This is a genomic window from Zarconia navalis LEGE 11467 (assembly GCF_015207075.1).
In the GTDB taxonomy this organism is placed as follows: Bacteria; Cyanobacteriota; Cyanobacteriia; order Cyanobacteriales; family Geitlerinemataceae; genus Zarconia; species Zarconia navalis.
Window position 1 is genome coordinate 1 of record NZ_JADEXN010000057.1, and the last position, 14,310, is coordinate 14,310.

Here is a 14,310-nt window from a genome sequence, read left to right on the forward strand (position 1 = left end):
GCCGTGGCGATCGCTTGCTGGACGAGTTTACCTCAAGCTGAAGCCATTATCGAAGCTCGAGAACAATCGGAACTACTGTTTCAAGTGGCACGAGATGCGATCGTCGTTCTAGACGAACAGGGGGCAATCCGCCAAGCAAATCCCGCCACTTCAGATTTATTTAAAGTCCAATCCTTTGATTTAATAGGACATCGTCTCGGCGAACGGCTTCGGGGACTGCCGGAACAGCTCGAACGGTGGCAACCTCGCAGCGAGCAAACCTTCGATCTCGACGGTAAGACGCTCACAGTTGAGTTGTCTCTCTCAAATTTAAAAAATGAGGGGGTACGAGAATATTTAGCGATTCTGCGGGACATCACCGAACAGAAACAAGCGGAGGAAGCACTGCGGCGTTCGGAATCTGAGTTACGAAATTGGGCGCAACAACTCGAAAGCCGCGTCCAAAAACGGACGGCCGAACTCAAAGCGGCAAAGGAACGTGCAGATGCGGCAAGCCTTGCCAAAAGCGACTTCCTCGCGAGTATGAGCCACGAACTGCGCACTCCCCTCAATGGGATTTTGGGATACGCCCAAATTCTCCAACAATCGAAGAGGCTCGCGGAACGCGAACATCACGGGGTTAATATCATTTATCAATGTGGCTCGCACCTCCTAACGTTGATTAACGATATTCTCGATCTCTCGAAAATCGAAGCGCGCAAAATGGAGTTATATCCAAGCGAATTTCACTTTCCGGCATTTTTGCAAGGGGTGGTGGAAATGTGCCGCGTGCGAGCCGAGACTAAACAAATTACCTTTGATTACCAATGCGATCCCCATTTACCGCTTGGTATTTGTGCTGATGAAAAACGCCTTCGCCAGGTTCTCATCAATCTTTTGGGTAATGCCATTAAGTTTACCGATGGTGGAGCTGTTCGGTTTAAAGTCAGTACGATCGAGAAACGTAGCGTTGTTGCAGATAAATCTACGCTGACGAATTCTTCTACCTGCGATTCCTTATTCATCTGGAGAATTTGCTTTCAAATTGAAGATACGGGGGTCGGTATGAATTCCGAGCAGTTAGACCGAATTTTCCTACCGTTCGAGCAAGTGGGCAATGGAAAACTTCGCGCTGAAGGAACGGGACTTGGGTTGAGTATCAGTCAAAAAATACTGGGATTGATGAACAGTCAAATAGAAGTTAAAAGTCAGTTGGGTGAAGGAAGTATATTTGGATTTGAGTTAGCATTAATTGAAGCGACTAAATGGGTCGAAAAATCGACTTCGATCGATCGACATAGGATTATCGGTTACAAAGGCAAACGGTGTAAAATCGCGATCGTGGACGATCGATGGGAAAATCGATCGGTTGTTGTCAAGCTCCTACAGCCTTTAGGATTTGAGATTCTAGAAGCCGTAAATGGTCGAGACGGTCTAGAGATTGCTTCAAAAAATAAACTCGATCTGATCGTCACCGATTTAGACGTTACAACTTTAAACGAGTTTCAAATGGTCGAACACATTCGGAAAGACGAAAAATTAAAAGATATACCCGTGCTGGTGTCTTCTGCTAGTGTTTTGGAGGTCGATCGGCATAAAAGCTTAGACATTGGAGGTGATGACTTTTTACCAAAGCCAATTCAAGTAGAGGAGCTACTAACGAAACTACAGAAAATTTTAGCATTAGAGTGGATTCACGAAGAACAAGAAAAAGCCGAAGACCAAAAATTTGAATTCCCAGGATCAAGTTTTGAAAATGAAATAATATTTCCATCTATTGAAGAAATCGAAAAACTGTTAGATTTAGCAAAACAGGGATTAGTTCATCAAATCTCACTTGAACTCGAACGCATTCAAAAGATGGATGATAAGTTCGCAGTTTTCACAAGAAAAATGCAGCAACTCGCCAAAAGCTTTCAAGTAAAAACTATTCGAGAAAAACTTCAAGAAGAACTTAACAAAAGATAGAAAAAATAATTTTAGCTTATTTTCAAAACAATATGTAAAAAATAATTAATGATGTACAAAGAATTAATTTCAGAAAAGGACAATGTCATTTTAGTTGTGGATGACACGCCCACAAATTTAGAGGTTCTGTCGAGTGCTTTAACAGACGAAAACTATCAAGTTGCCGTCGCAATCGATGGAGAAAGTGCGATCGAACAAATCAAATATAAACCACCCGATTTAATTTTGATGGATGTGATGATGCCGGGAATTGACGGATTTGAAACCTGCACTCGTCTAAAATCCGATCGGGAAACTCAAGATATTCCTATTATTTTCATGACAGCTCTGTCTGACCCGATCGACAAAGTTAAAGGATTAAAATTAGGTGCAGTTGATTATATTACCAAACCGTTTCAAAAAGAAGAGGTTCTCGCTCGAGTTCGAGTTCACCTACAACTTTACAATTTAAATAGAAATTTAGAGCATCGAGTTGAAGCCCGTACTCTCGAACTTTCCCAGGCTCTCCATCGCCTACAAAAAGCACAATTGCAGCTCGTACAGAGTGAGAAAATGTCTTCTTTAGGACAAATGATTGCTGGAATTGCTCACGAGATTAATAACCCTGTTAATTTTATTCATGGTAACTTAGTTCATGCCAAAGATTACATCGTTAACTTACTCGAATTTGTTGATTTTTATAAACTGAAAAACCCCAATCCCGATCCGAAAATGGCTCAATTGATGGAAGATATCGATCTTGAGTTCGTTCGAGACGATTTGCCTAAATTAGTCTCGTCTATGCAAGTGGGAACCGAACGAATTCAAGGCATCGTCCAATCGCTGCGAAATTTCTCTCGACTTGATGAATCGGCATGTAAGCCGGTCAATATTCACGAAGGAATTGAAAGTACGCTGGTAATTTTAGGAAATCGTCTCAAAGGAAAAGGAGATCGACCGAAAATTGAGGTCAAAAAAGAGTATCAAAATTTACCCTTAATTGAGTGCTACTGCGGGCAACTCAATCAAGTTTTCATGAATATTATCAGTAATGCTATTGATGCTTTAGAGGATACTTTCGATCGGCATATTTCCAAAACATCGAATTGTTTAAAATTTCCAAAGTTACAGATTAGAATTCGCACGAAAATTATCGATAGCAATTGGGTCTCGATTCACATTACCGATAGTGGTTTGGGAATTCCACAGGAACTTCAAACGCGACTGTTCGACCCGTTTTTTACTACAAAGCCGGTGGGAAAAGGGACGGGAATGGGACTCTCAATTAGCTATCAAATTGTAACGGAAAAGCACGGTGGAGAACTCAAATGTATTTCAAAATTGGATCGGGGAACAGAATTTGTCATCGTGCTGCCGATTCGCTCTCCTTTGCCATCAAGAGGGTAGATAGATCGGTCGCGGCTTCAGATGTTATGCTAAAGCAGTTTGTGACGCTCCTCACCCGATGGAGTGTTGCCCGATCGTTCGGCGGTTCTTGTTCGATCGCCCCACTTATCAAGTATTGAAGAGATATTGGAAGAGTCGCAACTACACTCTAAGCAATGTCTTGTCAGATCGAACTTCTCCCCGGTGCCATCTCGGAAATTTTTGCCTCTGCGGCTGAAACGGGCCGCTTAACCTTGTGCGATCGTTACGGACTGATGGCAGCAGCAATGGACGAGACTCTCGATGAAGAAGAACGCAGAGCGATAAATCGACTGTTGCGGGCGATCGTTCGAGGGCGAGTTCAGCTTATTTCTTAATGAGGACAACTCAGCGGATTTGAGGAGAAATTTTCCTGATGCACTTATTTGACAGGTGCAGAAGATAAGCAGGGCTTTGTCGCGCCACCTGCAATTGATTCTCATGCACCCACTTTCTCTGTTCGCCTCCAGTCTCGCTGCTACCTTGGCAACTTCTACCGTTCCTGCCGACCTGGCTTCGCCCGATCCGATCTCGACAACGGCATCGAAGACCCAGAACCGATCGCAAACGGTTTCAATACTCGATCGAACCTCCTCTGCGCCGGCACACTCCGAACCCGAGTTGGAATTGGAGCGATCGGGACCCAAATCGGGGGCACAACTCTACTACCAACGAATAGCGGCAGTGAATGCGGGTTTTCTCTACACGCGTTTGCCGAGGGACAGTTTTCGGGCGGTGTGGAGCGATGCCACGGAACCCCCGACCCACGAGCAATGGCAGGAGTTACTTGCCACCGAAGCCACTGCCCTAGCCAGCGGACAAGGGGACAACCCGCTCTCGATCGTTATCGGCGATTCCCTCAGCCTCTGGATGCCTATATCTGAGCTTCCTGACGATGGGTTGTGGCTCAATCAAGGGATTTCTGGAGATACGACGGAGGGAATTCTCAGTCGCCTCTGGGCCCTAGATGCGACCAAACCCGATCGGATTTACCTCATGGCAGGGATTAACGACATCAAAATTGGTGTAAGCGATGAAGAAATTCTTGCCAACTACCGCGAAATTGTTCGTCAGTTGCACCAATCTCATCCCCAAGCTCAGATAATTGTTCAGTCGATTTTACCGACTCGTCGGGACACCCTGCCCAATAACCGAATTCGCGAACTCAACCGACAATTGCTAATTGTCGCCCATCAAGAAGGAGCGACTTTTGTGAATTTACACGTCTACTTTACCGATGCTCGGGGAGATTTACGCACCCCCCTAACCACGGATGGATTACATCTAAACTCCCACGGCTACGAGGTTTGGCAGTGGGTTATCCAACAAATCGAGCTGGGGATTGCGATGGGGATGTAGGGAAATCGCAAATTCGCAGTTTGCAATTGCGAATGATGGACGATGAATGGGAAATGGAGAAAACGATGAGGGTGAATTTTATTTTCACCCCAACTCGATCGAACCTGTCCTCAAACTGCTTCTAGGTCTTTTTCTCCCGTCCGCACCCGCACGATTCGATCGATGGAACTCACAAAAATTTTCCCATCACCAATCTGCCCGGTTTGAGCAGCTTTCATCACCGTTTCAATGGCGCGTTCGAGGTGTTCGTTTTCCACCACAACTTCAATTTTAACTTTCGTGAGAAAGTCTACGGTATACTCCACACCACGATAGCGTTCTGTTTTTCCTTTCTGTCGTCCGAAGCCTCGGACTTGAGAAACGGTCATGCCAACAATCCCCGCATTGATGAGAGCACTTTTTACCTCCTCTAGCTTGGATGGTCGGATAATCGCCTCTACCTTTTTCACGTTTTTGGCTCCTATATGCTGATTTTGAGTGCGCTCGTATTGGCAATCCTAGTATGGCATGAAACGCATAAAGCTTGAAAATTTTGTGTAGCTATTTTTACTTTTTTTCGACGTGTATTTGTACTTTTATGAAAATCTTCTTCGATCGTGTGGATATGGGTTGGAAATATACCGATCCGTCGTCACCTTCGAGCAAAACGACTGCCACACTTGTCAAATACCTGAGCTTGCATCTTCACAAGATTTTCTTAACCGATTCGTATACTCGAGAGGTGCAACCTTGTTGGTTGCTACCCTAGTTAATTACTTTTCCCTTCCCGAGACTTCGGGAGGGGTTATTTTGATTCTAGGCGTTTAATTTCTCTCGAATCATTTCAATTCGCTTTCGATTCGCGCCGAGATCGGACTTTCCTAAACGAGATGCCGATCTCACTTGGATCGTCTCTGTCTGTTCGTCTAAATAAAATTCCACGTCATCGACAAACCCCATCAGCTTGCTAGTAAACTCGGCATAAATATACCGATCGTCTGCCGTCACGATTTTCGCCTCCTTCAACGATTCGATCGTCGCTTTAACTTTGGCAAAAGTTTCTTTAATATTTGAGTCTGCGGTTACGGGATCGATATAGTGTTGTGCATCCGTATCTTGACTGGAAACACAGTTGGGCGAACTGGGACAGGATTTAAGTTGTCCGGCTTGAAGACCTAGATCTGTGGGCCGCGAACCCGAAAAATGGAAAATGCTCATTGTCTTATATGAAGTGGTGAAATTTGAAGTGGTGAAAATCGTTTCAGCAAGTGCGGAGGAAGCGGGTAAAACTAAACAAAGGACGGCAGTGAAAAGAATGGCACTTAGGGCGAAGAGCGAGTATTTAAATCGTTTCGGCATAAATTGACTTAGGGTTGTGCGTCTTTGACTATTCTATCGGTTTCCTCGTCATATTCGATCGATGTTATTTCCATCTCAAATATTCTCTCTATTTAGATTTAGAAATTTTTAAAATGAACCTAAACTTCTTTTTTGTAATGTTTTATTTTCGGTTGTAAAATTAATCTATATCCTCGATTGGGTGAAAGTGTTTACGGTCTAAAAGAGTCAATTAAGTGAGCGAGCATTTAGCGATTTCTCGATCGACAATCGCTAAATTCAGGTCGAAATATAAAATCTCAAAAATAAAGCCTAGTGCGAAACACTAGGCTCATTTGGAAATATTATCGCGCTCAATCCAAAAACTACTTCATCGGATGGAAAAGTAGATCCGGGAAAAAGCGATTGAATTCAATCAGAATTCCCGCTGTGATGAACATCCAAACTGTTGCAACGACCGGAGCGCTCGATAAGTACCTACCCATGAAAAATTCTCCCAAAACTAAAAACAAAGAACAAAAAAAACAGAATTAACGAGGAGAAACGGTGATTTCTTCCTCTTTGGCGAACATTTCGCCCGTGGTCATTTCTTTGAATGCTGCCAGAGGCCATGCAAAGCCAGTCAAGGACTGTTTCACGGCAAGAGGCACATCAATAATGATTTCCTTGTCTTCGGGAGATTTTTCATTTTTGATCGCTTGAATGTAAGCGCGACCGACCCAGCCGATCCAGCCGGTAATATACAAGAAGAGAATACTCGGAATTAAAAATTCTCCGGCATGACTCCAACGACCGTCAACAATGAGGTGAGGCAGACCTTCAGGGCCGCACAATAACTCTTGTCCGTAGAGTTCGAAACGGTTTTTAGCTTGTTCGGTGGTTGCTGCCTTCGCGCGGGCGATAAATGCGGGCGACTCGTTACAGGGAGTCAAACCGGCCACTTCCGCCGAAGCGGTAGGAGCAAAACTGAACCAAAGAATTCCGGCAAGAACAAATGCCAATATTTTTCGCATAAAAGTGTTTCCTCTTTTAATGAAACTTAACAAATAAGTTTGTGGAGATGAGCGAACAAATTAAAGGATACATTGAGGCATCCTATCATAATTACTACGCTTTCCCTTAGTCACTTCTATCTTAAAACGGACATCGAATGACAATCACGTTAGCAATTGAAACAAGCTGTGATGAGACCGCCGTTGCTGTTGTTAAAAAATACGAAGTTTTAAGTAGTATTGTAACGTCGCAAATTGCTATCCATCGCCCCTATGGAGGAGTTGTTCCCGAGGTGGCTTCGCGCCAACATTTAGAAAGTATTAATGTGGCGATCGTTCAAGCTCTAGAAGCCGCCCAACTCAACTGGCCCGAGATCGATGGCGTGGCGGCTACCTGCGCCCCCGGACTGGTGGGTGCGTTGCTGGTGGGTTTGACGGCAGCAAAAACCTTGGCGATCGTCCATCAAAAGCCTTTTGTGGGGGTTCATCATTTAGAAGGGCATATCTACGCCGCCTACCTGGCTAATCCACAGCTCAAACCCCCTTTCCTTTGCCTATTAGTCTCGGGGGGTCATACCAGCCTGATTCATGTCAAAGATTGCGGGATTTACGAAACCCTCGGACAAACCCGCGACGATGCGGCCGGAGAAGCCTTTGATAAGGTGGCGCGATTGTTGGGTTTGGGTTATCCCGGCGGCCCAGAGATCGATCGAATTGCTGCCGATGGCGATCCCCATGCCTTTAAGCTTCCCGAAGGCAAAATCAAACAACCCGGTGGCGGCTTCCATCCCTACGATTCGAGCTTTAGCGGACTCAAAACGGCTGTCATGCGTTTGGTGGGAGAACTCAAACAGTCTAGCGATCGCCTTCCCATTGCCGATTTGGCAGCCAGCTTTCAAGAAACCGTCGCCCGATCGCTCGTCAAGCGAACGATCGCCTGTGCCCTAGACTATGGGTTGGAGACGATCGCTGTGGGTGGAGGAGTGGCAGCAAACTCTCGCCTGCGCCATCTGTTACAAGAAGAGGCAACTCACCATAACCTGCGCGTCCTCCTACCACCGATGAAGTTTTGCACCGACAACGCGGCAACAATTGGCTGTGCGGCATCGGAACATTTAAGTCGGGGACATCTTTCATCTTTGAATTTGGGGGTTCGATCGCGCATGACGCTGACGGACGTGATGCAGCTTTATGCAGATAATAGCGAATTGCCGTTGGCGAACAGCTAAGGAAAGAGCGCAGAGTTCTCGGAATATCGTGCACAGCGCTATCAACTAATTACGATCGGATTTCAGTTTTCATGAATCAATTCATCTTTTTCTATTTATGAATATCCGCGATGCGACGCTGGAGGATTTGAGGGCGATCGTCGAAATTTATAATGCGACAATTCCCGGACGGATGGCCACAGCCGATACCGAACCCATTACTTTTGAAAGTCGCCTTCCGTGGTATCGAAAGCATGAAACGAGCGCTCTTCCCCTGTGGGCGATCGAAATTGACGGGGCGATCGCCGGGTGGTTGAGTTTAGAGGAATTTTACGGTCGGCCGGCCTATCGAGCAACCGCAGAAGTGAGTATTTATATTGCCCCCGCCTATCAAAAACAAGGATGGGGGAAAATACTGCTGGGGGAGGCGATCGCCCGAGGGAGTAGTTTTGGCTTGAGTACGTTCGTAGGTTTTATTTTTGCCCACAACGAGCCGAGTTTGCGATTGTTCGAGAAATTCGGTTTTCGAGAGTGGGGATATTTACCTCGGGTGGCCCAGCTTGATGGTGTGGCGCGCGACTTAATTATCTTGGGACGGCCGATCGATGCAGACTGATGCTGTTTGGGTGAAATATCCATTGAGTTCGGGTAAGTTTCGACCCGAACTCAAAAACTGATATTCCCCGTCCCGACCCGATCTCAATCGAACCCGTTTCTAAAATCGCGCCCTCAATCGAGACAGCAAAATCTGCTCGTTCTCGTTGGAGAATGTTAGATTCGAGGATATTAGATTCGAGGATGTCAGTATGCTATCCGATCGAAAAACAAAACACTCTCAAGTCTGCGGATTTTGCCCGCGAACCTCTCAGAAATATCGAAGCATCGATCGTCGCAATCTCTAAACTTCACGTCCGCGATCTTGACCCAGCCTCCCTGCATCTGCGCCTCATCCAACTCTTGATGTTGGACTTCACGATCGACTCGATTGCGTCAATGCCGCAAATTACCATCAGAGTGGGGGTCAGTCAGTTCTTCTCAATTCGCGCGGCTAACGAGATAGACACAAGACTGACTCAAATCAACTGAATACATCGATTGACTTGCACGACAGTTCGTTCGCCAAGCGGTCTCGGTTTGAGTGGAATTGGGCGAATCACCCGCTCCCGCGCCCCAGCAACAACCGATGGAAGCTTCCCATGAAGACAATTGTCCCATTAGCACGATCGATACTTCCCCGAACGATGCTCTTCCCAACCCATCAAATCGATCGGATTGCTTGAGAACTCAGCACCCAAAATCTATGATTTCCCTTACCCGTCAAGTTGCCAAAATCGCTCGCAGACTGCCACTGCGTATCGTACTGGTGGTTCCATTTACCGTGCTGGTTTTTGCGGCGGTGGGAATTACCGGGTTGCTATCAGTCCGTAACGGACAAAGAGCAATCGGCAAGCTGGCAACTCAGTTAAACAACGAGATTACCGATCGCATCGAAGAAACCCTCACGACCTATTTAGACGCACCTCACAAAATCGATCGGCTAAATGTGGAAGCCATTCGCCTGGGTTTACTCGATATCGAAGATAAGGAAGCATTAGGACAGCAATTTTGGCAGCAACTCCAAGCTTTTCCTCGGGTGGATCGGATCTATTTCGGGGACGAACGGGGAGGATTCGTGCTTGCCGGACGAGAAAGTGAAGATGACTTTCAGATTCGGATCGCACCAGGATTGGGGGATGAAAAATTCTTCATCTACGGGGCCGACGATTTTGGTAGACCCGTTGGGCGCATCGAGCAGCTTGCAGGATTCGATCCGCGAGAACGACCTTGGTACGAGAGTGCCCGAAATGCTAGAGGGGCAACTTGGAGCGAGATTTACCCGATTTTCACCGATGGAACCCTGGCTATTGCTGCAAGCGAACCGGTTTACGATCGCGCTGGGGATTTGGTGGGGGTGGTGGCTGCGGATTTAGATTTACCCCAGATCGATCGCTTTTTAGAAAATTTAGAAATTGCCAAATCTGGACTGGTTTTTATCGTCGAAGACTCGGGAAGCCTAGTGGCTGCTTCCGATCCCAACAGCCAACTGGTGAAAGCAGCGAACGGAACCGGTCAACCCCAACGTATTCGCGCCATTGATAGCGAAGTCCCGCTCATGCGCGCCAGTACCGCCTATTTGAGCGATCGTTTCGGCGATCTAGCGTCTGTGGGGTCCTCGACGCTATCTAGATTGACATGGGACGGCAATCGCTACTTTTTGAGTGTGACCCCCATTTCGGACGATCGCGGTATCGATTGGTCTGTTGTGGTGGTGATTCCCGAAGCTGAGTTGATGGGAGACATCCAGCAAAATACTCGGGAGGCGATCGCGATCTGTGTGGTGGCGTTCGTCGTGGCGGGGGTATTGGATGTGTTGGCATCTCGTTGGGTGGTTCGTCCGATTCAGCGTTTGAGTTCGGCCAGTCAAGCGATCTCCCGCAGTGCCGGTCGTAAGGGCTTTCGCAAAGAACTCAACCGTCAGATTCACGAGGGTGGAATTCAGGAATTGGTGTTGTTGGCTCGATCGTTCAATCAAATGGCCGCCCAGTTGCGTGAGTCTTTTTCCGCTTGGGAAGAAACCAATGAAGAGTTAGAAGTACGAGTCCAAGAACGCACGGCTTCTTTAGAAAACGCTCAAGCAGAACTGCGAGCGTTGTTTACTGCAATGCCTGAATTTATCTTCATCAAAGATGCCAACGGACGCTATCTCAAAGTGGCTTCTACCGATCCGAAGATGTTATATAAAACAGACGAGTTGGTGAATAAGACAGAATACGATGTTTTTGAACCTTCACAAGCCAAGGAGTTCGTTCGCTGCATTCGAGAAGCACTCAAGACTCAACAAACCGTCACCATCGAATACAAGCTACCCAAGAAGGGGCAAGAAGAGTGGTTTTCGGCGAGTATTTCACCCATTTTAGAAGGGCCGACGGCAAATGCAATTCCCAAAGTGATTTGGGTCGCTCGGAATATTACCGATCGCAAACAGGCAGAGGAAAAGCTTCAAGAACAGAAACATTATTTACGGCTAATTTTAGATAACATCCCCCAACAAGTCTTTTGGAAAGATGCCAATTTATTTTTTAAAGGCTGCAATACCAACTGGGCAAAAGCCGCACATCTAGAAAGCCCAGACGCAGTGAGGGGAAAAACAGACTACGATCTCTTGCCTTTAGAAGTGGCCGAAGAGTTTAGAAAACAAGATCGCAAAATCATCGAGACCAAAGAGCCACAATTACACATTCAAGCTATTAAACAAAAACCCGGCGCTAATGGTGAAAAAATTTGGCTTGATATCAATAAAATTCCGATCTATGACGAACAAGGGAATTCTTTGGGAATTATTGGTGTTTTAGATGATATTACCGAACGTAAAATATCGGAAAAAGCACTAAAGGACGAGCAAGAAAAATCAGATAAGCTACTTCTCAATATTTTACCAGCGCCAATTGCTGAGAAACTAAAAAATACTCAAAACTTAGAGATAAAAAATAGCAATTTTGAAGGTCGTTCGGAAGCGGCTATTGCCGAACAATTTGATTGTGCCACCATCTTATTTGCTGATATTGTCGGTTTTACTCCACTCTCGGCGAAGATGCCAGCAACGGAACTCGTTAACCTACTCAATCAGATTTTTTCAAAGTTCGATCGTCTCGCCCAAGAGTATAACTTAGAAAAGATTAAAACCATTGGAGATGCATATATGGTGGCCGGTGGATTACCCGTCCCCCGAAATGATAGTGCCGAAGCCATTGCTAATATGGCTCTCGATATACAGGAAGCTATTGAGGAAGTGAATAGTTATATCGGACGCAATTTAAGTATTCGGATTGGGATTAATACCGGACCAGTTGTGGCGGGAGTGATCGGTCTCAAGAAATTTAGTTACGATTTATGGGGAGATACGGTAAATGTAGCTTCTCGGATGGAATCATCAGGAGAACCGGGAAGAATTCAAGTGACTGAAAAAACATATAATTTCCTAAAAAATCGATATATTTTAGAAGAACGGGGTCATATTTTCGTGAAAGGGAAAGGAGAAATGAAAACCTACTGGCTCATCGATCGAAAATAGTTCGATCGTATTTCTGTAGAAATACGGATTTTCACTTGTCTGCGATCGCCGAACTTGAGGGTGCGACTTAGATATTACGCATCTTCGTTATCAATTTTTTCTATATTTCAGTATTTATAGCATTGTGCCTTACTGAATTTAGCCAGTACTATAAGCCCTGTTAATCCTCAAAAAAATTGTATATCTCACACAATTTTATCGAGTATTGTTTGGATAAATGTCATACATTCGTCTAAAGTTTCGAGCCGATCGCTTATTTTCAATCGAATTGGGAAATGCTAGTTTGACTACAATTTGGATGCATAGAGTGTAGAAAAGTGGCGAAATATAAATTTCAGTCAAACAAACACTAAATCATTTCTTTTCTAGTTGAAATAAAACCGAATCGATAAATCTCTAAAGCGATCGTTCTAGTGCGCCCATCGACGCAAAAATGTTCCCGATCGCATCAAATTTCTAAGGCATTTAGAGATAAATTTGAGCTGCCTCGATTTTGGCATCGATGGTATTTGCTGACAACAGAAACGAAGATTTAACCCCACTGACTTTCAAATCACCCATGACCTCAACCAATCTTGACAATTTTGATGCGATCGCCCAGCAAACGAGCGCATTACCCACTCTAGAAATCGAACCCTTGGCTTCCCTCGGTCAAATTCGAGGAACCGTCTGGAACGACGAAAATGCCGACGGCACTCAAACCGCAGATGAAATCGGACTCCCCAATTGGATGATATATCTCGATCGGAACCAAAACGGTTCCTTCGATAGTGGGGAAACCTCAACGATCGCGGATACCGACGGCAACTACAGTTTCACAAATCTCGCAGCCGGAACCTACTACGTGGCGCAACGGGTTCCCGATCGCTGGGAACAAACCTTTCCCACAGCCAGCAACGCCAACAATACCGAGATTCTCGCCCAACAAATTTCGGTCTTCACCACTACCAACTCCGACGTAGAGATCGAAACCTACGGCGAAATCGCGATCGCCGAGAATGGTGAACTGACAACACTTACTCAACAGTCCGGTTCCTTAGTCAACCTCGATGCCTTCCAAAACGATGCCCGATTTGCCCGAATAGATGGCAGTGGCTTTGCCACGGTCATTCTTGACACTGGAATCGATCTCGATCATCCCTTCTTCGGCCCCGATCTCGATAATAATGGTGTGGCCGATCGCATTGTCTATCACTACGATTTTGCCGATGGCGATGCCAATGCCAGCGATGTGGACGGACATGGTTCCAACGTATCGAGCATTGTCGCCTCCTCTGATGGCAACCGTCCGGGGATGGCTCCCGGTGCCGATATCATTCACCTAAAAGTCTTTAAAGACAGCGGTTCGGGCAACTTTGGCTACATCGAACGAGCCTTACAATGGGTGGTTGCCAATGCCGCCACCTACAACATCGCCAGTGTGAATATGTCCTTAGGAGATACCGCCAACTACAACAGTGCAAGCCGACGGTACGGCATTGGCGATGAAATGTCTGCCCTCGCCAACCTCGATATCGCCGTCGTCTCCGCTGCTGGGAACGATTTCTACGAATTTAACAGCCTCCAAGGGGTGAGCTATCCAGCCGCCGATCCCAATTCGATCGCCGTAGGAGCGGTATACGACAGCAATGGTAGTGGCTTTAGCTACGGCGGCGCCAGAGCCTTCTCCCGCGGGGAAGATCGCCTCACTCCTTTCTCCCAACGCCACGAAACCCTCACTCCTATTTTTGCCCCTGGAGCGCCGATAACCGGAGCCAATCCCAACGGAGGGACATCGACTCAACACGGAACCAGCCAAGCCGCACCCCACATCGCTGGTATTTCGGTTTTGGCTCAGCAACTTGCCGAACGAGAACTCGGTCGTCGCCTCAGCATCACCGAACTGACGGATCTTTTCCATGATACTGGTGTCACCATCAACGACGGCGATGATGAAGATGATAATGTGGTCAATACCGGCGAAGACTTCAAG

The 14,310-nt window shown here is 46.3% G+C and carries 13 protein-coding genes; 9 read left to right on the forward strand and 4 right to left on the reverse strand.

All coding sequences use genetic code 11. From position 1 onward, the window contains the following. The 4 genes from IQ235_RS04855 to IQ235_RS04870 form a co-directional block, all read left to right on the forward strand. The coding region (locus tag IQ235_RS04855) for a PAS domain-containing hybrid sensor histidine kinase/response regulator (protein ID WP_264320370.1) at positions 1–1,947 on the forward strand (1,947 nt) is incomplete at its 5' end. 51 nt (positions 1,948–1,998) lie between these two features. After that, positions 1,999–3,333 (forward strand): sensor histidine kinase, encoded by a 1,335-nt coding sequence (locus tag IQ235_RS04860; RefSeq protein ID WP_264320382.1) that lies wholly within the window; start codon positions 1,999–2,001, stop codon positions 3,331–3,333. Positions 3,334–3,488: 155 nt separating this feature from the next. Continuing rightward, entirely contained in the window at positions 3,489–3,689 is a 201-nt protein-coding gene (locus IQ235_RS04865) for a hypothetical protein (protein ID WP_264320371.1), read from the forward strand. 103 nt (positions 3,690–3,792) lie between these two features. Continuing rightward, positions 3,793–4,710: a GDSL-type esterase/lipase family protein gene (locus IQ235_RS04870; RefSeq protein ID WP_264320372.1), complete on the forward strand. Its 918-nt coding sequence runs from the start codon at positions 3,793–3,795 to the stop codon at positions 4,708–4,710. Positions 4,711–4,820: 110 nt separating this feature from the next. Here the strand turns inward: IQ235_RS04870 and IQ235_RS04875 are convergent, their stop codons facing one another. From IQ235_RS04875 to IQ235_RS04890, 4 genes are all read right to left on the reverse strand, one after another. Continuing rightward, on the reverse strand, positions 4,821–5,159 hold the full coding sequence (locus tag IQ235_RS04875; RefSeq protein ID WP_264320373.1) for a P-II family nitrogen regulator: 339 nt from the start codon (positions 5,157–5,159) through the stop codon (positions 4,821–4,823). A gap of 346 nt (positions 5,160–5,505) precedes the next feature. After that, positions 5,506–5,907 carry a DUF1499 domain-containing protein gene (locus tag IQ235_RS04880; RefSeq protein WP_264320374.1) on the reverse strand — a complete coding sequence of 134 codons (402 nt, stop codon included), beginning with the start codon at positions 5,905–5,907 and terminating at the stop codon, positions 5,506–5,508. A gap of 485 nt (positions 5,908–6,392) precedes the next feature. Further along, positions 6,393–6,512: a photosystem I reaction center subunit IX gene (psaJ, locus tag IQ235_RS04885; protein WP_264320375.1), complete on the reverse strand. Its 120-nt coding sequence runs from the start codon at positions 6,510–6,512 to the stop codon at positions 6,393–6,395. 45 nt (positions 6,513–6,557) lie between these two features. Continuing rightward, complete coding sequence (locus IQ235_RS04890; protein WP_264320376.1) at positions 6,558–7,040, reverse strand: Photosystem I reaction center subunit III; 483 nt, start codon at positions 7,038–7,040, stop codon at positions 6,558–6,560. A 137-nt stretch (positions 7,041–7,177) separates the two neighbouring features. Between IQ235_RS04890 and tsaD the strand changes: the two genes are divergently transcribed. From tsaD to IQ235_RS04915, 5 genes are all read left to right on the forward strand, one after another. Then, positions 7,178–8,248: a tRNA (adenosine(37)-N6)-threonylcarbamoyltransferase complex transferase subunit TsaD gene (tsaD, locus tag IQ235_RS04895; RefSeq protein ID WP_264320377.1), complete on the forward strand. Its 1,071-nt coding sequence runs from the start codon at positions 7,178–7,180 to the stop codon at positions 8,246–8,248. Between the two features lie 97 nt (positions 8,249–8,345). Then, positions 8,346–8,843 (forward strand): GNAT family N-acetyltransferase, encoded by a 498-nt coding sequence (locus IQ235_RS04900; RefSeq protein WP_264320378.1) that lies wholly within the window; start codon positions 8,346–8,348, stop codon positions 8,841–8,843. A 182-nt stretch (positions 8,844–9,025) separates the two neighbouring features. Beyond that, the gene (locus tag IQ235_RS04905; RefSeq protein ID WP_264320379.1) at positions 9,026–9,313 is read left to right on the forward strand and encodes a hypothetical protein; all 288 of its coding nucleotides are present in this window, start codon (positions 9,026–9,028) and stop codon (positions 9,311–9,313) included. A 97-nt stretch (positions 9,314–9,410) separates the two neighbouring features. Beyond that, positions 9,411–12,338, forward strand: coding sequence for an adenylate/guanylate cyclase domain-containing protein (locus tag IQ235_RS04910; protein ID WP_264320380.1), 2,928 nt, complete (start codon positions 9,411–9,413; stop codon positions 12,336–12,338). A 559-nt stretch (positions 12,339–12,897) separates the two neighbouring features. Beyond that, a partial coding sequence (locus IQ235_RS04915) for a S8 family serine peptidase (RefSeq protein WP_264320381.1) occupies positions 12,898–14,310 on the forward strand: 1,413 nt, incomplete at its 3' end.